This is a genomic window from Nocardiopsis alba DSM 43377 (assembly GCF_000341225.1).
Classification (GTDB): domain Bacteria; phylum Actinomycetota; class Actinomycetes; order Streptosporangiales; family Streptosporangiaceae; genus Nocardiopsis; species Nocardiopsis alba.
This window is the reverse complement of sequence record NZ_ANAC01000022.1, coordinates 80,589-100,825: the sequence shown is the minus strand read 5'-3', so window position 1 is coordinate 100,825 and position 20,237 is coordinate 80,589. Positions and strand designations below refer to the sequence as shown.

Here is a 20,237-nt window from a genome sequence, read left to right as displayed (position 1 = left end):
GGGCCCCGAGAGGCGAGGGGTCACCAGCCTTGCTGGCCGTACCCCGGGTACTGCTGCCCGTAGCCGGGCTGTTGCTGCTGGCCGTAACCGGGCTGCTGTCCGTAGCCGGGGTACTGCTGCTGGTCGTAACCCGGGTACGGCTGCTGAGGCTGACCGTAACCCTGGCCGTAACCCGCGTACGGGTCCTGCTGCTGGGCGCCGGTGGGATGCTGCGGGTAGGCCTGCTGTTGCCCGGAGTGGTCATGAGGCTGCGGCTGCTGGGGCTTTCGGGCCTCGGCCTGTTCCGCCTTCGCGTCCTTCGCGTCCTCGTCCGGGCGGAAGATGAACAGACGCGCCGCCTTGGACTCGCCGTCCTCGCTCGGAGTGATCAGGTCCAGGCGCCAGCCGGCCTCCTCGATCCCCTCGAGGATGCGGGTCAGTCCGGGACGCAGTTTGCTGGAGGCGTCGTCGTACGCGTTGACCTCCAACTGGATGATGAACATCCGGCGCTTCTGCTGCGCGGCGACCTTCGCGTGTTCGACGACCGTGCTGTCCCTCACGACCTGTGTGACGCTCATGAATAACCGTACCCATCTGCTCTTCGGAGCTGGTCCACCCGTCGGGTTCGTTCCCGGTCGTCCGCGTCCACCATGACGGGGGTCCGCCGGGCTCCGCCTCCATCATGCCCCCTATAGGTGCATCTGGCCACAGAGACCGACAGAACCCCTCCGCTCGGGAAGCCCCCGGAAGCGACTCACTCGGCGATGGCGCGCACGGCCTCGACGACGGGTGTTCCACCGTTCACCAGATTGAGAACCCGGCCGACGGTACCTGGTTCGTCCAGAAGGGCGACGATCACGGCGGCCACGTCCGCACGGGAGACCGAGGAACGCTCCACCTCCTCGCCCAGATCGACCAGACCGGTGCCGGCCTCATCGGTCAACCTCCCTGGACGCAGGATCGTCCAGTCCAGGTCGAGGTCGCGTCCGCGCAGGTCGTCGTCGGCCGCCTTCTTCGCCGCGACGTAGGCCCTCCAGACCTCGTCGGCGTCCTCGGCCACCGGACGGTCCACGTCGATGGCCGAGATCTGGATCAGGCGGCGCACACCGGCCAGCGCTGCCGCGTCGGCGGTCAGGACCGCCGCCTTGTGGTCGACGGTCTCCTTACGGGCCGCGCCACTGCCCGGGCCGGCGCCGGCCGCGAACACCACGGCGTCGGCGCCCATGATCCGCTCGGTCAGCTCGGTGACGGTGGCCCGCTCCAGGTCGATCACGACCGGCTCGGCCCCGGCGTCGACGACGTCCTGGGAATGGTCGGGGTTACGGATGAGGGCGACGGGGGTGTCCCCGCGGTCGGCCAGGGCCCTGGCCAGACTCAGAGCGATCTTTCCGTGCCCTCCGGCGATGACGATACGCATGGGGGAAGCGTATTGCCTCACCCCGGGCGGAGCCCGGACGGCGACCCGGGCGGGCCTGTGAACTTCTCGACGCCGCCCGGGGGAATACCGCCTACTCCACGGTCCAGGTGTCCCCGCCCGCCAACAGGGCCTCCAGGTCACCGTCGCCGTGCTCGGCCCGCGCGTCCTCGATCTGCTCGTTCAGCAGCTCGTCGTAGACCGGTCGACGCACGTCCCGGAACACCCCGATCGGCACGTGTTCGAACGCCGGCCGGTCCAGTCGGGACAGCGCGAACGCGTACCCGGGGTCCTCACGGTGCGCGTCGTGTCTGATCAGCCGGTCCTCGCCGACCTCGGCCACGTCCGCCACCTCCAGGCCGCCGAAGTCCCCGGCCACCACGCCCCGGTCCGGGCCCAGCCGCAGCGGCTCCCCGTGCTCCATCCGCAGCAGCCGCAGATCACGGGAGGAGGGCTCCTTCAAGGGTTCGAACGCGTCGTCGTTGAAGATCGGGCAGTTCTGGTAGATCTCCACGAAGGACGCTCCGGGGTGATCGGCCGCCGCGCGCAGCACCGACGTCAGGTGCGCACGATCGGAGTCCACGGTCCGCGCCACGAAACCGGCCTCGGCCCCCAGCGCCAGGGACACCGGGTTGAAGGGGTGGTCGAGCGACCCCGCCGGCGAGGACTTGGTGACCTTGCCCGTCTCGGAGGTGGGGGAGTACTGGCCCTTGGTCAACCCGTAGATCCGGTTGTTGAACAGCAGGATGTTGATGTTGACGTTGCGGCGCAGCGCGTGGATGAGGTGGTTGCCGCCGATGGACAGACCGTCGCCGTCACCGGTGATCACCCATACCGACAGGTCGGGCCGGCTCGCCGCCAACCCCGTCGCGATCGCCGGGGCGCGCCCGTGGATCGAGTGCATCCCGTAGGTGCTCAGGTAGTACGGGAACCGGGAGGAGCAGCCGATCCCGGACACCATCACGATGTTCTCGCGTGGAATCCCGAGACGAGGAAGGAAGGACTGGAAGGCGGCCAGGATCGCGTAGTCGCCACAGCCCGGACACCAGCGCACCTCCTGATCCGACTTGAAGTCCTTCATCTTGTAGACGGTGTCCGTCGTGGGCACCAGACGCAGTCCGGCCGACGCCGCCACGTGTCCCGAGTGCCCGTTCCGGGCCCCGTTCGGATTCTCAGTCACGGTCGATGACCTCCTGCACGACGGACGCGAGCTCTTCGGCCTTGAAGGGCAGGCCGCGGACCTTGTTGTAACCGATGACGTCGACCATGAAGCGGCCGCGCAACAGCAGCGCCAGCTGGCCCAGGTTGATCTCGGGGACCACGACCCGGTCGTAGCGGCGCAGGACCTCGCCGAGGTCGGCGGGGAACGGGTTGAGATGACGCAGATGGGCCTGGGCCACCCGGCCGCCCGATCGGCGTACGCGCCGTACGGCCGCGGTGATCGACCCGTAGGTCCCGCCCCAGCCGAGGACGAGGACACGGGCGTCGCCGGTGGGGTCGGACACCTCCAGCGGTGGAAGGCTCCGGGCGATCGCGTCGATCTTGGCCTGCCGTGTGCGGACCATCAGGTCGTGGTTGGACGGGGTGTAGGAGATGTCCCCGGTCTCGGCGTGCTTCTCGATCCCGCCGATCCGGTGCTCCAGACCCGGCGTGCCCGGCACCGCCCAAGGGCGGGCCAGGGTCTCCTCGTCCCGCAGGTAGGGCAGGAAGGTCCCGTCCGGGCCGTTGGCCTCGGTGGCGAACCCCGGATCGATCGTCGGCAGTTCCGACACCCTCGGCAGCCGCCAGGGCTCGGAGCCGTTGGCCAGGTAGCCGTCGGAGAGCATGATCACCGGGGTCCGGTACTCGACGGCCAACCGGACCGCCTCCACCGCCGTGTCGAAACAGTCGGCGGGGGAGGAGGGCGCCACCACGGGTACCGGGGACTCGCCGTTGCGCCCGTACAGGGCCATCAACAGATCCGTCTGCTCGGTCTTGGTGGGCATCCCCGTGCTCGGTCCGGCCCGCTGCACGTCGACGACGACCAGCGGAAGCTCGGTCATCACCGCCAACCCGACGGCCTCCTGCTTGAGCACCATGCCCGGACCCGAGGTGGTCGTGACACCGAGCGAACCGCCGAACGAGGCGCCCAGGGCCGCGCCGACCCCGGCGATCTCGTCCTCGGCCTGGAAGGTCCGGACCCCGAACCGCTTGTGCCGGGACAGTTCGTGCAGGATGTCCGAGGCCGGAGTGATCGGGTACGAGCCCAGGAACAGGGGCAGCCCCGAACGCCGAGAACCCGCGATCAGCCCATAGGCGGTGGCCAGGTTCCCGGTGATGTTGCGGTAGGTGCCCGAGGGGAGACGGGCCGGCTTGATCTCATAGGAGACCGCGAAGTCCTCGGTGGTCTCGCCGAAGTTCCATCCGGCCTTGAACGCGGCGAGGTTGGCCGCGAGGATCTCCGGTCTGCGCGCGAACTTCGACCTCAGGAACGAGACCGTCCCCTCCGTCGGCCGGTTGTACATCCAGGACAGCAGCCCCAACGCGAACATGTTCTTCGCGCGTTGGGCGTCCTTCTTCGAGATGTCGATGTCGGTCAGGGCGGCCACCGTCATCGACGTCAGCCCGGCGGCGCTGACCTTGAAACCGTCGAGGGTCCCATCGGTGAGCGGGTCGCTCTCGTAGCCGACCTTGGCCAGACTCCGGGTGGTGAACTCGTCGGTGTTGACGATGATCGTGGCGCCCTTGGGAAGGTCGCCGAGATTGGCCTTGAGGGCGGCGGGGTTCATCGCCACCAGGACGTCGGGGGCGTCCCCCGGGGTCACGATGTCGTGGTCGGCGAAGTGCAACTGGAAACTGGAGACCCCCGGAAGGGTGCCCGCCGGGGCGCGGATCTCCGCGGGGAAGTTCGGCAGGGTCGACAGGTCGTTGCCGAACGAAGCGGTCTCCTGGGTGAACCGGTCACCGGTCAACTGCATGCCGTCGCCGGAGTCGCCGGCGAAGCGGATGATGACGCGGTCGAGTTGTTCGATCTGTTTGGCCACTGAGATCGACGACCTCCTCGGTGAGCCGCCGGTCGTGAAGGCGGCGGCGCTCGGTGTGCGTCCCGACCCGGCCACACCGGCCGCGGGCCGATCGTCGTGGTCGGGGACGGAAGGGACATGCTGCCGTGACCCCGCGCACGCCGGATGCGCCAACCCGACATGGCGTCGTGCGGTACGGGACCGCGGCCGGGTCGTGGGAGGGCGACGGCCCATGACGACACGGCCCACGACACACCGGGGGGAGGGAGGGTCCCACCTCCGCGGTGCGTTCGGTGACGAGGGCCACGTTCGCACTATAGGTCGTCGAGTGCTCACGGGGTCGAGGCGGGTGGCGATTGTCACATCGACCCGTTCCCCCGTGCCGCCGGGCCGGCCGAGAGCGATGGACACCGGTCGGTCACATGGGGAACGTCAGACGTCGACCCGCACGTTTGTCACCATGTACGCAACAAAAGTCGGACAGCGGTGGACAGCGGAAGGAGGGCGCGTGCACGTCAACGCGGTTCGCGCGATCGGCCTGTTCGCCGGAGTATCGGCGCTCGTCATCGTGGCCGGATGGCTGTGCGGGGCCCAGAAGGGCGCCCAGCTCTCGATCGCGCTGGTGCTCTGCGCCGGGATCCTCGTCTACCTCTTCGGAGAGTCCCTGGCCCTGCGGGCGATGCGCGCGCGGCCGGTCAGCGAGATCGAACGACCCGAGCTCTACCGGATCGTCCGTGAACTCGCCACGGCGGCTCGGCAGCCCATGCCCAAGTTGTACCTGGCCCCGGTGCGTTCGCCCAACGCCTTCGCCACCGGAGGCAGCCCGAGGCGCGCCGCGCTGTGCTGCACCACGGGGCTGCTGCGCACCCTGGAGGAACGGGAACTGCGCGGGGTCATCGCGCACGAACTGGCCCACATCCGCGCGCACGACACACTGATCAGCTCGGTGGCCGCGACGCTCACCGCCCTGATCACCGCCCTGACGGCCGTCACCTTCCTCCTGCCGTTGGGGGAATCCGAGGAGACGGACATGCCCGACCTCCTGGGCGGACTGCTGCTGGCCCTGCTGGCGCCGCTCGCGGCGGCGGTCGTCTACTTCGGTGTCGGACGGGCCCGCGAGTTCCGCGCGGACGAGAAGGCCGCCGAACTCACCGGGGACCCGCTGGGGCTGGCCTCGGCCCTGCGCAGGATGGAATCGGGCAACCGGGCCTACCCGCTGCCCCGTGAACGGGTGCTGTTGGCCTCGGCCCACCTGATGACCACCAACCCGTTCCCCGGCACGCTCGGACGGTTGTTCGCGGCGCACCCGCCGGTCTCCGAGCGGATCCGACGCCTTCAGGAACTGCACCGGGAATGGGACCTGGGCTGAGAGAGGCCCCCGCGTACGGCGACGGCCGCCGATCCCCGAAGGGACGGCGGCCGTCGTGTGTCCGAACCCCGAGGGGCGACCTCAGCGGTAGTTCACGAACTGGAGCGCCAGGTCGAAGTCCTTCTCCTTGATGAGCGTCATGACGCTCTGGAGGTCGTCCTTCTTCTTCGAGCTGACGCGCAGCTCCTCACCCTGGATCTGGGCCTTGACGCCCTTGGGGCCCTCGTCGCGGATCAGCTTGGAGATCTTCTTGGCGTCCTCGGTGGAGATGCCCTCCTTGAGGCTGATCGGGAGTCGGTACTCCTTGCCCGAGGGCTTGGGCTCCTCGGCGGCGTCCAGGACCTTCAGGGAGATCTTGCGCTTGATCAGCTTCTCTTTGAAGACCTCCAGAGCGGCGGTGGCGCGCTCCTCGGATCCGCTCTTGATCTCGACGCCGTTCTCACCCTGCCAGGCGATGGTGGTCCCGGTGCCCTTGAAGTCGAACCGCTGGGACAGCTCCTTGCCCGCCTGGTTCAGGGCGTTGTCGACCTCCTGCCGGTCGAGCTTGGACACCACGTCGAAACTGGATTCGGCGGCCACGTACTCTCACACCCCGCTACTTCTGATGGGTCACGGAGGCCCCGCGGGCACCCGTGCGTGTCTCGTCCGGCCCGGTACGGGCCGGGTTCAGAGCTTAGCCCCGCCCCGTCGAAGCGGCCGAAGCCACCGGACGAAGGCACGCCCGGCCCATCGATTTCAGGTTGAGGCCGATCATCCGCTATTGTCATTCATGCGCAGCGACGAGCCACTCGTCGCCGCATCCCAGGCGGGTTGCCCGAGCGGCCAATGGGAGCGGACTGTAAATCCGTCGGCTTTGCCTTCGAAGGTTCGAATCCTTCACCCGCCACCCTGGGGAGAGGCCCCGGTGACCATCGGTCACCGGGGCCTCTCGCGTCCCCGGAGCCCTCAAGCGTGATCCGATTCCTCGCCGTCGATCGATCACCACTCCTCGGACAGCGTGACCACACCCGTTTTCCCACGCTCGACCGCTTCGAGCAGGTTGGCCGGACACGTTTCCGAAGCCTTGTCGAAGAAGACCCTTCCATCGCTGAAGTCGACGCGAGAGAAGCTCGCCTCACAGTCGATGAACTCGGCCCTCAGGAAACTCACCTCGCTACCGCTGAACTCGGTGTCGTCGAAGTCCGCCCTCCCTCCGGTGAACCTGGTCGAGCTGAAGATCACCTCTCCTCCACCGAACAGGGCCTCGGCGAAGATCGTTTTCCCGTTGGTGAAGCGGTTCGCGAGGAAGGAGACCCTCCCTCCGGTGAATCGGGCCTGGATGAAGGACACCGCACTGTCGGCGAACTGAGACCAGACGAAGTTCACGTCCCCTCCGGAGAAGTGGGTATCGAAGAACTCCAGATCTCCGCCGGTGAACCTCGCCCTGGCAAAGTTCACGTCCCCTCCGGAGAACCGGGCCCCGGAGAAATCCATGGTTCCACCGATGAACCGGGTCTCGGAGAAGCTCACCCTGCCTCCGGTGAAGTGGGCTCCGTGTAGGTCTCCGCCGTCGAAGACGACACCGGTGAAGTCGAAGTCCTTGCCGCGCCAGCGGGTGGGTTCACGGAGGTGGTCGCCGATGATCCGGATGATGGTGTGCCGCACCTCGCGGAAGGAGGCGAACTCCAGTTCGCGCTCTCGGTGCTCCTCTCTTCGGCTTTTGGAGGCATTCCTCGGGAGCGCCTCCGGCATGGGGAAGTAGGGCATGCGCAGGTAGGCGCATAGGACATCGATCACCATCTGTACCTCGTCCTCGGAGGGGGCATCGTCGGCCAAATGCGCCAAGGCGTGGATCGCGCCCAGGCGGACGGCCGCGTGATCGCTTCCCAGCTCGGTGTAGGCGGTGGTGAATCGCTCGTTGAACAGTTTGACGATCTCACGCTGTTCTCCGGTCTCGGTGGTGCGCTGACGTCGATAGGCGATCACCAGCAGCGCCACACCTCCGAGCCCTGCGACGATCGCGAACGCGCGAGTGGTGATCGCCTCCAGGTGGCGGGCTGCCAAGTTCTCTGGGGGTTTCCAGCCGGGAGTGTCCAGCACAAGCCAGGCCAGCCCGGTCAGTGCCACGACCGCGATCGCGGCCACCAGCCAGGCGACCAGGATCAGCCGCATGAGTCGGATCGGTGAGCTGCGCCTCCAATTCGAACCGACCACCCCGGCGGCCAATAACAGGCCACCGATCGCGAAGAGGGCCGAGCGCCAGGTCCGCCACGAGGAGAGACCCAGAAGGTCCCACACCGCGATGACCAGGGGCCACACGGCGATCGTGAGGCAGAGCCCTCCGATGAGGACCCCGCTTCGATTGAGAGGGCGTCTACGGTTCCGGGCCCAGGAGAGGGAGCGGTCCTTGCGTTCTCGAAGGCGTTCCCGCCATGGGAGGTCTCCGAGTGGGGGAGTGGACGACATGGGGCGACCGTAGCGGGCTCGGATCCCGTTCGAAGCTCGCCGATGGTCCTTCGTCGGAGTGGTCCGGGTCACGTCGGAGGGGATTCGGGTCATTGCGGAAGCATCACGCTCAAGCCACGGAAATATTACCCTCGGTGTTCGCTTGAACTCGCTTGGTCATGGCTTCGTGTGGGGGTCTTCGGGGTGATTCGCCCCGTTCGTCACCGGGTCCTCTGGGGTGGAGCGGGTGGTTCCAGGGTGGTGTGTCCGTTTGGGTCGAAGAGCGGCTTTCCATGGGATCGGTCGCCTTATATGCGTGTCGTTTAAAAAGATCTCCAATAAGGCCATTTCGTTTTCGGGGCATGCGGAATGCTGTCGACAATCCGGACAAAGTGTTTTCGGGGTTTCGGCGTTGACAAAAAACGGGGGCCGTGATGATGATTGCCTCAGTCCACCGCGACACAGGTGCAAGAAGCGCCTGCGTCTTTTTCTGTCGAAACCTCGCATGATTTCCCGGGGGAAACATGATCAAGAAGCTGACCGCTGCTGGCCTGGTCGCTGGTGCCGCGATGGGCGCGCTCCTCATGGGGGCTCCCGCTTACGCCTCGCACGGCGGTGACCAGCAGTTCAACCAGAACCTTCAGCTGGTTCCGATCCAGTCCTGCAACCTGACCGGCAGCGTCGGTCTGGTCGCGGTCACCGTGCCGATCCTGTCGCCGCAGACGACCGGTGACTGCGTGAACGGCCCCGTCGGCACCAACATCAGCTAGTTCCGGCAATCGTTTCTACCGAGACGATATCTCGAATTTCTTCGAAGGGTGATTTGAATGCTGCGTAAGCTCGGTGTTGCCGGCCTCGTCGCTGGTGCCGCTATCTCCGCCGTTCTGGCTGCCAGCCCGGCCTCCGCCGGTTCCCACGGTTCGCACGGTGGGGACCAGCAGTACAACCAGAACCTGCAGGCCATTCCGGTTCAGCTCTGCAACACCAGTGCCGCCGTCGGCCTGGTCGCCGTGAACGTTCCGGTCCTGTCGCCGCAGACCACGGGCGACTGCACCAACGGTCCCGTCAGCACCAACATCGACTAGGAGAACCCCGACATGCGTAAGTTCACCGCCGCCACCGCCATCGCCGGCATCGCCCTGGGCGCCATGCTCGCCGCGGCCCCCGCCTCCGCCGGTTCCCACGGTGGGGACCAGCAGTACAACCAGAACCTCCAGGCCGTGCCGGTTCAGCTGTGCAACACCGAGCTGGCCGTCGGGCTCATCGCCGGTGTCAACATCCCGGTCCTGTCGCCGCAGACCGCCGGTGACTGCACCAACGGTCCCGTCAGCACCAACATCGACTAGGAGCCCTGTAGATGCGTAAGTTCACCGCCGCCACCGCCATCGCGGGCATCGCCCTGGGCGCCATGCTCGCGGCCTCCCCGGCCTCCGCCGGTTCCCACGGTGGGGACCAGCAGTTCAACCAGAACCTTCAGCTGGTTCCGGTTCAGCTGTGCAACACCGAGCTGGCCGTCGGCCTCGTCGGTGCCAACGTGCCGATCCTGTCGCCGCAGACCACGGGCGACTGCGTCAACGGCCCGGTCAGCACCAACATCGACTAGGAGTCGTAGATGCTGCGGAAGTTCACCGCCGCCACCGCGATCGCCGGTGTCGCGCTCGGTGCGATGCTCGCGGCCGCTCCGGCGTCCGCCTCGCACGGTGGGGACCAGCAGTTCAACCAGAACCTCCAGTTGGTTCCGGTTCAGCTGTGCAACACCGAGCTGGCCGTCGGCCTCGTCGGTGCCAACGTGCCGATCCTGTCGCCGCAGACCACGGGCGACTGCGTCAACGGCCCGGTCGGCACCAACGTGGACCACGACCGTGGTGAGCACGGGCACGACCACGACAAGGGCAACGGCTACCACTAGTCGCCCCTTGCGAACGGGGTCCTTCGGATCCCGGTGACGGAACAGAGCGTTACCAAGGCCCCCCGGCGTGTCGCCGGGGGGCCTTGTCGTGTTCGCCGGAACATGATGAGTTCGATCGAGGAGGCGATATATGAGGCGTGCACTGTTGATGGGGGCGGCGTTGGCCCTGGCCCTCTCCGCCTGTGGACAGCAGAACACGGGGGGCGAGGAGAACGCTCCGGGGGAGGGCGACGGAGAGGACGACCGCTACGAGCGGGACGACGACGACAGGACGGCCGAGGGCGACGTCCAGGTCCTCAACTTCCACGGCGACGAGAACGGTTTCCCCGACCAGCGGCCCGAGGACTACGTGGCCACCGAGTTCACGACCTTCTCCGACATGGAGTGGGACGAGTGGCACGAGGACGGCGCCCGCGGCGAGGGGGAGGTGCTGGGCACCTGGTGCATGGACCAGGGGTGCCAGGACGACCCCTACGACGTCGATGTCGAACTCGCCGACCCGGTGGACGTCGACGGCATCCCGTACTTCTCCACCTACACGATCACCGATTACGGGGACATGCCCGAGGAACAGCGTCAGGCGTTGGACGACGCGGACGGCGGTCGGCTGGCCGTCCCCTCCCAGACCGACTGAGCGAATACGTGACGGGTGGAGTGAACTTCGACTCCACCCGTCCTTCGCCGAATCCTTACAAAGGCCGCAGGAATCACGAAACGCCTGTTCACATCGGGTGGGGCGGATGCCTTCGGCGCATGGAGAAGAGCGATTCGGGCGTGGCGGGCCCCGGAGGTCTCTAGTCTGCTGAGTTGTGGGACTCAACCAGTGGGCGAACGATCGCGCGGACGAACGACAGGACACCGGCGACCGGCCGGTGCCACGGCACGGCCGCGCCGCTCTGCTGCGCCTGGCCGCGTGGTTCGAGGAGGCCGAGCCGGACCGGGCGGACGCCCTGGCGACGGCGGCCTTCGCGCTCCACCCCTCGCGCGACCTTCAAGGCCGGGTCGCCGACGGAGTGGCGGCCACCACCTCCTGGTGGCAGGCGGAACCCGATCGCAGCACCGTCACCGAACATCCCGGGACGCGCTCGCCCGAGCCCGTCCGCGACCACCGCGCCCAACAGGCCCGGTTGCGCGACGCCGCCGAGTCCTCCGCCCACTGGAGGCGGGCCGGCGCCGAACAGGTGCGTTCCCTGCTCACCGAGCCCACGGCCGACCGGGCCCGGCTGGACCTGTCCGGTGCGGGGATGGAGGTCCTCATGGAACTCCTCACCACGGCCCTGGGGTCCGGTGACGCCTCCCGCGGTCCCGCCTCCGCCGGCGACCTGGAGTTCGGGCTGCGTCTGCACGTCCACACCGCGCCCGGGGCGGAGGTCGTCGTCCGGGGAGAGGGCGGAGACCTCACTCTGGAGGGGCTGCGCCTGCACGTGACCTCCTACGACCAACACCACGGACAGATCGTTCCCCCCACGCCGGTCGAGCCCCTCGCCGAGCCGGAAGGGGAGATCGACGGGCCGGAGGGCCTCGACCGGACCGAGACCCTCGACGTCCCCGAAGAGCCCGGATCCCCGGAGACGGACGAGACGCCCGAGCCCGAGGAGACCACCGAGAGCCCCGAGGCCCCGGAGACGACGGAGGGCTCCGAGGAGACCGAAGCGGCCCTCGAACCCGAGACGGCCCTCGAGGACGACGAGGCCTCCTCACCGGAGGCCGGGGACGAGGGACCCGAGCGGACCGATAGCCTCCCGGGACCGGACCCCGACGCCGAGACCACCGGTCCGATCGAGATCATCACGCACACGCCCCGGACCCGGAGGTGAGGGTGACGGTGCCGAACGTCCACATCGAAGACGCCGCCCTGCTCGGAGAGCGTCAGGCCGCCGCCCGCGCCCTCATGGCCAGGCCGCTGCTCACCCGCCGGGCCCACCCGACCGAGTTCTCGCTGGTGCGATCGCACACCGAGTGGCTCGTCCAGCGTTTCCAACGCGTGCTCGGCTACCGCCTCACCGTCGCCGACGACCATGCCCGCCTGGTCAAACGCGGTCTCGTCGACGAGGTGGTCCGTCCCCTGACCCGCGCCGACGGAACCCGTTTCACCCCCCGCGCCCTCGCCCACCTGGCCCTGAGCCTGGCCGTCCTCGTCGAGACCACCGAACCGGTGGGGATCCGGGCGCTGGCGCGCGGGGTGCGCGACGCCGCCGGAGAGGCCGGGGTGGACGCCGATCCGACCCGAGGGCTGGCGGAGCGTCGCGCCTTCTGCGCGGCCCTGCTCCACCTGACCGACCTCGGAGCGCTCACCGAGACCTCCGGTACGATCCGCGCCCATCGCGACGACGCCGCCGTCGACGCCGTGCTGACCCCCGACGTCGACGCCCTGCGCGCGGTCGCCGCCCACCTGCCCAAGGCCGGGGACACCGCCGACACCTTCCTCGCCGGAGCCGTCGACCCCGACCCCGAGAGCGACCAGGCCGGAGAGACCACCTTGCGGCGGCTGCTCGCCGAGACCGCCGTGGTCCACCGTGAGGAGCTCCCCGCCCGTCAGCGGGACCGTCTCGCCGCCCACCAGTGGCGCGCCGCCGCGGCTCTGGGCAACCTCCTCGGAGGGGAGATCGAGATCCGGGCGGAGGGTGTGGCGCTCATCATGTCCGACGAGGCGGCCACCTCGCCCCGGCTCCCCTCCGACGACCCTGTCGGCCACACCGCGCTCGCGCTCGTCCGTCATCTCGCCGGTCGTCTGAACCCCGGCCGTCCCGCCACCTCGGTCCCCGTACCCGACCGAGAACTCCAGGTGGCGCTGGAGGCCCTCGGTGGAGCCGACGCCCCGGCACGTGCCGACTGGGCGCGCACCGCCGGGCCCGAGGTCCCCGACCCCGACCGGCTCCGCACCCTCGTCCTGGAACTCCTCACCGACTCGGGGCTGCTCCTCGGAGGCCCCGGCGAGTGGCGCTTGACCGCCGCCGCGGCCCGATTCGGCGCGGAAGTGGACGATCGCGTCCCCCGGATCCAGGACAATGACGAAGACGACCGGACGGACCCCGCGCGACCGCGTGGAGCCGGTCACGACGCGTCCGAGCACGACGAGTCGAGGCTTCGAACCGACCCCCGTGAAGACCTCGACCGAGTGGCGTCCGTGCTGCGAACGGTGGCGAACGAGAAGGTGAGCGCGACCAGTGGTGACACAGGAGACGAGCGAGGCCCGGGAGACGGCTCCGGCTGACCCCACCCCCCGTTATCGCCTCGAACGCGCGGGCATCCGGAACGTCTGGCAGTACGACGACCACGTCCTGGACTTCGCCGAGGGGCGGCTGCTGCTGCGCGGGCGTAACGGCGCCGGAAAGTCCAAGGCCCTGGAGATGCTCCTCCCCTTCCTCCTGGACGGGGACGTCCGTCGTCTGGACACCACCGGGACCAACCGGACCAGCCTGCGCTGGCTCATGGCCGAGGACCCCCGCGCCGGACGGGCCCCGGTGGAGGAGGCCGGCCCCGACCTGCTCGGCGAGCCCGAGGACGAGCCGGCAGAGGCGGACGACGCGACCGACGGGTCCGGAACGACCGCCGGCCCCGCCACCCGCCTGGGCTACCTGTGGGTGGAGTTCACGACCGCCCGCGGCGATCGGGGCCTGGACGCGGCGGCCCGGAACGACACCGGCCCCCGGTCCGCCGCCGCCCTGCTCGGTGAAGGCTCCGAGACCGACGGCGAAGGAGAAGGAGCCGGAGAGGGACCCGAGCCCCGCTACCTCACCTTGGGCGCCGCCGTCATGGCCGTGGGCGACTCCGACCCGCGCTGCGTCTACTTCGTCACCGAACGCAGGGTCGGCCACGACCTCGATCTGGTCACGGACGGTCGGCCCAAACCCGTCGACCGGCTGCGCTCGGAGATCGGCGCCGAGAACTGCTTCACCAGCGCCGTTCCCTACCGGGCGCGCGTCATGCGCAGCCTGTTCGGCATCGACGACTCCGTCCGCTACCGCAACCTCATCCACCTGCTCTACCGGCTGCGCCGCCCCACCATCGGCGACCGGCTGGAGGCGGGGGAGCTCGTCGGCGTGCTCTCCGAGGCACTGCCGCCCATGGACGAGTCCGTCCTGGACGAGGTCGCCCGCAACATCGCCGACCTGGAACAGGCCCGCGCGGAGAAGAACGCCCTCACCGACGCGGGGGCGGGGGTCGCCTCCTTCCTCACCGACTACCACGGCTACCTCGTGCACGCCCTGCGCTCCCGCGCCGCCGCCGTCCGCGAACAACTCGACGCCTTCACCCGACGCACCGAGGAGACCGACCGACTCCGCGCCGAACTCGACGAGCTGATCGCCGCCGAGAGCCGGATCTCGGAGGAACGCGACCAGGCACGCCGCACCCGCGACACCGCCGAGGCCGACGACGGGACCCTGGCGGCCGCCCGCAATGGCGCCGCCACCGCCACCACCAACGAACGCCGCGCCTACGACGCCGCCGTGGGCGCCTACATCCGCGCGGCCGAGGCGGCCTGGGTCGCGGCCGAACACGCCGCCACCACCGAGGACCACGCGATCGAGCGGCTCGGCGAGGACTCCTCCTCCATCGAACGCGCCCTCGACGTCCTGCGCCAGAACCACGTGGAGGGCACCCGGGCGGCCACCGCCGCCGGTATGGACCCCCGGGACCTGGGCCGGGTCCCCGAGACCCGCGTCGCCGTTCACGCTCCTCGAGAGAGCACCACCCGGGTGGACCTCAAGGGGCTCGAACAGGCCGTGGAACGCGCCCCCGTCGAAGGCATCGACCTCGACGACCTGCGGACGAACCTCGGCGGGCTGCACGACACGCTCACCTCCGTGGCCGACACGGCGGTCGCCCGAGCCGACCTGGTCACCCGACTCACCGGTCTCACCACCGCCGAGGCCTCCGCCGACCGGCGTCTGATCGCCCTCGACAGCGAGGCCGAGAGCGCCCAGGCCACCCTCGAACACGCGCACGAGCGTGAGCGGGAGGCCATCGAGACGCTGAGGGAACGGAGCGCGACCTACGCGGAGGGCGTGCGCTCCTGGGCCGCCCGCCTGCGCGACTCCAGTCACGCCCACGCCCTCGGCGACTCCATCCACGAGCTGGAGGGCAGTGTCGAACTGCCCATCTCCGATTCCCTGCGCGTCCTGGACGCCGAGGTCCCGGCCACCGTCTCCCGACTGGCCCACACCGCCGTCGATCCGCTCCTGGAAGAGCTGCGCGCCCGTAGGGACGTCGCCGTCAACGAGGAGGGACAGCTCTCCGACGAGCTCGCCGAACTCGCCGAACGCAAGCTCAAGAGCGCCGACAGCGGCCCGGAACGTCCTTCCTGGGCCACCTACCCCCGTCCCGACTCCGAAGGCGTCCCCTTCCACCTCGCCATCGACTTCGTCGACGGGCTGAGCACCAGGGAACAGGCCGGTCTGGAGGCGGCGCTGGAGGCCAGCGGCCTGCTCGCCGGCTGGGTCAACGCGGACGGGACCCTCTACGACCCGACCACCCGCGACCTCATCATCACCCCGGCCCGCCCGGCCAAGGGCCGCACCCTCCTCGACGTCCTCGTTCCCGTCGCCGTCCCCGACCGCGGCGTCCACGACGAGGGTCTGCGCGCCCTGCTCGCCTCGATCGCCCTGCGCTCGGAGGCCCCCGGCACCGCCGAGGACACCGAGGCCAAGCACCGCCGGGACCACTCCCTGGCCACCGTCAGCTCCATGTCGCTCTCCGGCGGCTGGCGCCTGGGCGTGGCCTCCGGAGCCCACGACAAGAGCGAACCCGAGTACATCGGCGAGGCCGCGCGCAAACGCGCCCGCGACCGCCAGACCGCCAACACCGACCGCCGCATCGCCATGGCCGAGGCCCTCCTCGCCGAGGCGGGGGAGCGCCGCTGGGCGGTCGAACGCTCCTACACCGAACTCCTCGACGTCTCCCGGGACCTGCCGGACCCGGCCCCGCTCGTACGGGCCTGGGCCACCCTCGACGTCGCCAGGAACGACGTCGCCACCGCGCGCCGCGCCCACGACACCGCCAGGGCCGCCGCCGACGAGGCACGCGCCGAGCTCCTCGAGCTGCGCGCCCGCCTGGCCGACGCCGCCCGACCCGACGGCCTGCCCACCACCCGGGTCGAACTCGACAGCGCGCTTCGGGCCCTGGACCACCTGCGGGTCCTCATCGCCTCCTCCCTGCGCGACCTCGACGTACTGGCCTGGGAACTCGCCGACCACGAACACCACGTGGCCGCCTGGTCCCGAGCCCGCGCGGCCCGCCTGCTCGCGGAGGACGCCCGCGCGGCCGCGATCGACGACATGATCACGGTGCGCCGCCAGTTCGAACTCGGCGACCGGGCCCGCGGGGTCGGGGACGAGCGGATCGAGGCCGCCCGCGAACAGGTCCGGGCCCGCGCCCGAGAGGCGACCGAACGCCTCCCCGAACTCGAACGCTCCGCCCAGCGGGCCAGGGACGAACGCGTCGGAGCCGAGGCCCGCCTCGACGCGGCCACCGACGAACGGGCCGAACAGGTCCGTCGGGCCCTCACGGTGGGGGAGGGGCTGATCGACTCGGTCACCATGACCGTCGAACCCACGGGGGCCGATGAGGAGGCCGCGGAGAGCGTCCTCGCCGACGTCGTCCTGTTGCGCGCCGCCGGGCTCGAGGAACGCGCCTCCGAGGGGTCCCCCCTGCGTCGCTACCTGGCCTGCCTGGAGACCGAACCCGGCGCCGAGCCCACCGGGCCCGAGGAGCGCCTCGGCCTCCTGGCGGCCTTCGTCGCCGACCTGGAGAAGGGCCTGGCCGCCCAAGAGGACGCCGTCGAGATCGACGACAGCGCCGTCCTCGCCAGCCGGGAGGAGCTCCAGAGGCTCCTGACCTCCGTCGGCTGGTCCCAGACCCGCACCGAACTCACCGAACCCCGGGGGATCAAGCGGCTCACCGTCCACGACGAGGACGGCTCCCACGACGTCACGGTCTACGCCGAACGCGTCGCCGAGTCCGTCACCAGGGCCGAGGAGAGCGTCGCCATCGCCGAGGAGGAGGCCTTCGAACGCCACCTGCTCGGTGAACTCGCCGGCCACCTCTCCCACCAGATCGACGAGGCCCGTGCCCTCATCGCCACCATGAACGACGTCCTCAAGGACGTCACCACCTCGGCCGGGCTCGGAGTGCGCCTGGACTGGGACCTGGCCCCCGACGCCGGGACCGACATCGAGGCGGTCGTGCCGCTCCTGGCCACCCCGGCCGAGAAACGCACCCGCGTCCAGACCACGAGGCTGCGCGACGCCCTGCGCCGCTGCATCGAGGCCATCCGACGCCTGGACCCGACCGCCACCGGTGGGGCCCAACTGCGCGCCGCCCTCGACTATCGATCCTGGTTCACGTTCACCGTGTACGTCACCGACGCCGCCGGAGACGAACGTCGCCTGGGCCACCGCACCGCCCTCAGCCAGGGCGAGCAGCGCGTGGTCGCCTATCTGGTGCTGTTCGCCGCGGCCGCCGCCCAGTTCGACGCCCTGGCGGCACGTGCCCCCTGGGCGCCCCGCCTGATCCTGCTCGACGACGCCTTCGCCAAGGTCGACGAACCCACACACGGACGTCTGCTCGGTCTCCTGGTCGAACTCGACCTCGACTTCGTCCTGACCTCCGAGCGGGTCTGGGGGTGCTTCGCCAGCGTGCCCAGCCTCAACATCTACGAGTGCCTGCGCGATCCCAACGTCCCGGGCATCGCGACGTTGCACTTCACCTGGGACGGTAGTCGTAGGAGGCTGGTCGGGGTATAGGTGCGGTCGCGGGGCCGGACGTTACGCGTATCACCAGGGCGCTTCCTCCCGTCCTGTCCTAGTCTTCTGGTGCAGGTTCGATAACGGAGCGGGGTGGCGAAGGTGACTCGGATGCCCGAGGCCGACACGAACGGAGGACGGAGCGGCAGGGAGACCTCCGGAGGAGGGGACGATCCCACCACGACGGCTCTCCTGGAGGCCCTCGCGCGCTCCGGGACCCCCTCGAGGGTCCGGGCCTGGATCAACGCGGCCCTCTGGGGAGAGGACGCCCTGGAGGCGCTCCTCCAAGGAGAGCGGATCCCCGAACCCGTCCTCGACGAACCGTCCCCACGTCCCGGACGCATGCGCCGCTCCTACCTCACCGGGATCCGGGTCGAGGGCTTCCGCGGCATCGGTCGTCCCGCCGAACTCACCTTCTCCCCGGGGCCGGGCCTCACCGTCATCGTGGGCCGCAACGGCTCCGGCAAGTCCAGCTTCGCCGAGGCCGCCGAGGCGGCGCTGACCGGCCGCAACCCCCGATGGGACTCCATGCCCACCGGCTGGCGCGACGGTTGGCGCAACCTGCACTACGACGAGCGCACCGAGGCGACCGTCGATATCCACATCGCCGGAGACGACGGACCCACCAGGATCAGCCGCCGCTGGACCGGGGAGAGCGTCCGCTCCGCGCGAGGAGAGGTCGTCCACCCCGACGGTCGGGTCTCCCCGCTGCGTACCCTCGACTGGGGCGAGAACCTCGTCCGCTACCGGCCCTTCCTGTCCTACGACGAACTCGGCCGGACCGTCACCGGACGCGCCGCCGAGCTCTACGACACCCTCACAGCGCTGCTGGGGCTCACCGGACTCGCCGAGGCCGAACGTCGCCTCGCGAAGGTCTGCGACGGCCTCGTCCGGCGCCGTGAACGCCCCTCTCGTGCCCTGAAACAGCTCATGGAGGCCCTCTCGGCCTCCTCCGACCCCCGGGCCGCCCAGGCCGCGCAGATCCTCTCCTCGCCCTCGATGGACCTCGACGCCCTGCGTCGGATCGCCGCCGACGACGGCCCCAGCGACCCGGCCCTGCACGTGGTGCTGCGCCGCCTGCGTCGCCTCGCGGTCCCCGAGCGGGCCCTCATCGCCGACGTCGTCAACGAACTGCGCGGCGCCGCCATGGAACTGGCCATGGCCGCCGGCAGCAAAGGCGACCACGCGCACGGTGTGGTCCGCCTCCTCGAACAGGCCATCGAGCACCACAAGCGCCACCCCACCGAGACCACCTGTCCCACCTGTGACTCGGCCGGAGCCCTCGGCCCCGACTGGGTGCGCCGGGCCAACGCCCAACTCCGCGCCCTTCGTCCCCAGGCCGCCACCGCCTCGGCCGCCTACGAACGCGCCGACAACGCCCGCGACCAGGCCCGCTTCCTGCTCTCGCCCATGCCCGGCTGGCTGCCGCCCGAGAGCGAACTCGGGCAGGTCTGGGCCCTCTGGGAATCGGGCGACGACATAGAGGACCTCGCCGAACTCGCCGACCACATCGAAGTCGTGGGACGCAAACTCCGCGCCGCCGCCGTCAGCGCACGCCGTGACGCCACCGAGCGTCTGGAGGACCCCACCGACGGATGGGGCGAACTCGCCGAACGGCTCACCGAATGGCTCAACGACGCCCAAGAGGCGATCAAGGCGGGTGAGACCCTCGCCGACACCGAGGCCGCCCTCGAATGGCTCGCCGAATACGCCCACTCGGTCCGCTCCGAACGACTGGGGCCGGTGGCGCATCAGGCCGAACAGGTGTGGTTCCGCCTCCGCCAGGAACGCCACATCGACCTCCAGGGCATGCGTCTGATCGGCCGGGGCGCCCGCCGCCGGGTCGAAGTGGACGTCGCCGTGGACGGGGTGGACGATCAGACCAGCGCCCCCGGGCTCCTCAGCCAGGGCGAGTTCCAGGCCCTGGCCCTGTCCATCTGCCTGCCCCGCACCCTGGTGGACGACAACCCCTTCGGCTTCCTCCTCCTGGACGATCCGGTCCAGGCCATGGACACCGAGACCGTCGAAGGGCTCGCCTCCGTCCTGGCCGACGTGGGGCGCCACCGCCAGCTGGTCGTGTTCACCCACGACACCCGCCTCTCGGACGCCCTACGCCGCCTGGGGCTCCCCGCGGACATCCGCACGATCAACCGGGACGCGATGTCCAACGTCTGGCTCGCCGACCCCGCCTGAGGGTCGTGGTTCGGGCGCCGGGAGTGTTCTGCAAGACGAGTCGAGCCGCCTGTGAGGAACGAGCCAGGCGTGGACGAGGATGAAGAACGCTCCCTCCCTTGGCGCCCGAACGGGCAACCCCCTGGAGTTTCCGTAGGAGACCGCGTGCACCGGCCCCCTGAGGTTGTTGTGGGAGATCGCGGACCGGTCACCCCTCATGGCG

At 69.9% G+C, this 20,237-nt stretch carries 17 protein-coding genes and 1 tRNA gene; 12 read left to right on the top strand and 6 right to left on the bottom strand.

Annotation, left to right across the window (positions count from 1 at the left end; genetic code table 11):
* Positions 1-20: 20 nt before the first annotated feature.
* The 4 genes from D451_RS0121455 to D451_RS0121440 form a co-directional block, all read right to left on the bottom strand.
* The gene (locus D451_RS0121455; RefSeq protein WP_017535916.1) at positions 21-557 is read right to left on the bottom strand and encodes a hypothetical protein; all 537 of its coding nucleotides are present in this window, start codon (positions 555-557) and stop codon (positions 21-23) included.
* Between the two features lie 176 nt (positions 558-733).
* Positions 734-1,396, bottom strand: a complete 663-nt coding sequence (locus D451_RS0121450) for an NAD(P)H-binding protein (RefSeq protein WP_014910807.1) — start codon at positions 1,394-1,396, stop codon at positions 734-736.
* A gap of 91 nt (positions 1,397-1,487) precedes the next feature.
* Entirely contained in the window at positions 1,488-2,474 is a 987-nt protein-coding gene (locus D451_RS0121445; protein ID WP_394296803.1) for a 2-oxoacid:ferredoxin oxidoreductase subunit beta, read from the bottom strand.
* A 91-nt stretch (positions 2,475-2,565) separates the two neighbouring features.
* Positions 2,566-4,416: a 2-oxoacid:acceptor oxidoreductase subunit alpha gene (locus D451_RS0121440; protein ID WP_017535914.1), complete on the bottom strand. Its 1,851-nt coding sequence runs from the start codon at positions 4,414-4,416 to the stop codon at positions 2,566-2,568.
* Between the two features lie 487 nt (positions 4,417-4,903).
* Between D451_RS0121440 and D451_RS0121435 the strand changes: the two genes are divergently transcribed.
* Positions 4,904-5,764, top strand: a complete 861-nt coding sequence (locus D451_RS0121435; RefSeq protein ID WP_014909341.1) for a M48 family metalloprotease — start codon at positions 4,904-4,906, stop codon at positions 5,762-5,764.
* 81 nt (positions 5,765-5,845) lie between these two features.
* Here the strand turns inward: D451_RS0121435 and D451_RS0121430 are convergent, their stop codons facing one another.
* Positions 5,846-6,343 (bottom strand): YajQ family cyclic di-GMP-binding protein, encoded by a 498-nt coding sequence (locus D451_RS0121430; protein ID WP_014910676.1) that lies wholly within the window; start codon positions 6,341-6,343, stop codon positions 5,846-5,848.
* Between the two features lie 225 nt (positions 6,344-6,568).
* Here D451_RS0121430 and D451_RS0121425 point away from each other — a divergent pair.
* Positions 6,569-6,650 (top strand) — tRNA-Tyr (locus D451_RS0121425).
* 92 nt (positions 6,651-6,742) lie between these two features.
* On the opposite strand, the gene D451_RS26775 is transcribed toward D451_RS0121425, so the two are convergent.
* Positions 6,743-8,209, bottom strand: a complete 1,467-nt coding sequence (locus D451_RS26775; RefSeq protein ID WP_081616109.1) for a pentapeptide repeat-containing protein — start codon at positions 8,207-8,209, stop codon at positions 6,743-6,745.
* A 503-nt stretch (positions 8,210-8,712) separates the two neighbouring features.
* Here D451_RS26775 and D451_RS0121415 point away from each other — a divergent pair.
* The 10 genes from D451_RS0121415 (at position 8,713) to D451_RS0121370 (ending at position 20,035) form a co-directional block, all read left to right on the top strand.
* Entirely contained in the window at positions 8,713-8,958 is a 246-nt protein-coding gene (locus D451_RS0121415; RefSeq protein WP_014910044.1) for a hypothetical protein, read from the top strand.
* 57 nt (positions 8,959-9,015) lie between these two features.
* Positions 9,016-9,273, top strand: coding sequence for a hypothetical protein (locus D451_RS0121410; protein ID WP_014911899.1), 258 nt, complete (start codon positions 9,016-9,018; stop codon positions 9,271-9,273).
* 12 nt (positions 9,274-9,285) lie between these two features.
* The gene (locus tag D451_RS0121405; protein WP_014912622.1) at positions 9,286-9,534 is read left to right on the top strand and encodes a hypothetical protein; all 249 of its coding nucleotides are present in this window, start codon (positions 9,286-9,288) and stop codon (positions 9,532-9,534) included.
* Between the two features lie 11 nt (positions 9,535-9,545).
* Positions 9,546-9,791, top strand: a complete 246-nt coding sequence (locus tag D451_RS0121400) for a hypothetical protein (protein WP_017535912.1) — start codon at positions 9,546-9,548, stop codon at positions 9,789-9,791.
* Between the two features lie 9 nt (positions 9,792-9,800).
* Entirely contained in the window at positions 9,801-10,097 is a 297-nt protein-coding gene (locus D451_RS0121395) for a hypothetical protein (RefSeq protein ID WP_017535911.1), read from the top strand.
* 130 nt (positions 10,098-10,227) lie between these two features.
* Entirely contained in the window at positions 10,228-10,731 is a 504-nt protein-coding gene (locus D451_RS0121390) for a hypothetical protein (RefSeq protein ID WP_241463361.1), read from the top strand.
* Positions 10,732-10,906: 175 nt separating this feature from the next.
* Complete coding sequence (locus D451_RS0121385) at positions 10,907-11,914, top strand: DUF2397 family protein (protein ID WP_017535909.1); 1,008 nt, start codon at positions 10,907-10,909, stop codon at positions 11,912-11,914.
* A gap of 2 nt (positions 11,915-11,916) precedes the next feature.
* A complete protein-coding gene (locus D451_RS0121380) occupies positions 11,917-13,311 on the top strand; it encodes a TIGR02678 family protein (RefSeq protein WP_017535908.1) in 1,395 nt (464 codons plus the stop codon).
* Positions 13,265-17,842, top strand: coding sequence for a TIGR02680 family protein (locus tag D451_RS0121375; RefSeq protein WP_017535907.1), 4,578 nt, complete (start codon positions 13,265-13,267; stop codon positions 17,840-17,842). The genes D451_RS0121380 and D451_RS0121375 overlap by 47 nt, the downstream gene beginning before the upstream one ends.
* Before the next feature lie 111 nt (positions 17,843-17,953).
* Positions 17,954-20,035, top strand: a complete 2,082-nt coding sequence (locus tag D451_RS0121370; RefSeq protein WP_014911090.1) for an ATP-binding protein — start codon at positions 17,954-17,956, stop codon at positions 20,033-20,035.
* Positions 20,036-20,237 lie beyond the last annotated feature (202 nt).

Excerpts from the sequence above, each read along its gene's own strand:
- D451_RS0121455 (WP_017535916.1), bottom strand. The coding sequence starts at position 557 with ATGAGCGTCACACAGGTCGTGAGGGACAGCACGGTCGTCGAACACGCG.
- D451_RS0121450 (WP_014910807.1), bottom strand. The coding sequence starts at position 1,396 with ATGCGTATCGTCATCGCCGGAGGGCACGGAAAGATCGCTCTGAGTCTG.
- D451_RS0121445 (WP_394296803.1), bottom strand. The coding sequence starts at position 2,474 with ATGAAGGACTTCAAGTCGGATCAGGAGGTGCGCTGGTGTCCGGGCTGT.
- D451_RS26775 (WP_081616109.1), bottom strand. The coding sequence starts at position 8,209 with ATGTCGTCCACTCCCCCACTCGGAGACCTCCCATGGCGGGAACGCCTT.
- D451_RS0121415 (WP_014910044.1), top strand. The coding sequence starts at position 8,713 with ATGATCAAGAAGCTGACCGCTGCTGGCCTGGTCGCTGGTGCCGCGATG.
- D451_RS0121410 (WP_014911899.1), top strand. The coding sequence starts at position 9,016 with ATGCTGCGTAAGCTCGGTGTTGCCGGCCTCGTCGCTGGTGCCGCTATC.
- D451_RS0121405 (WP_014912622.1), top strand. The coding sequence starts at position 9,286 with ATGCGTAAGTTCACCGCCGCCACCGCCATCGCCGGCATCGCCCTGGGC.
- D451_RS0121400 (WP_017535912.1), top strand. The coding sequence starts at position 9,546 with ATGCGTAAGTTCACCGCCGCCACCGCCATCGCGGGCATCGCCCTGGGC.
- D451_RS0121395 (WP_017535911.1), top strand. The coding sequence starts at position 9,801 with ATGCTGCGGAAGTTCACCGCCGCCACCGCGATCGCCGGTGTCGCGCTC.
- D451_RS0121390 (WP_241463361.1), top strand. The coding sequence starts at position 10,228 with ATGAGGCGTGCACTGTTGATGGGGGCGGCGTTGGCCCTGGCCCTCTCC.
- D451_RS0121370 (WP_014911090.1), top strand. The coding sequence starts at position 17,954 with ATGCCCGAGGCCGACACGAACGGAGGACGGAGCGGCAGGGAGACCTCC.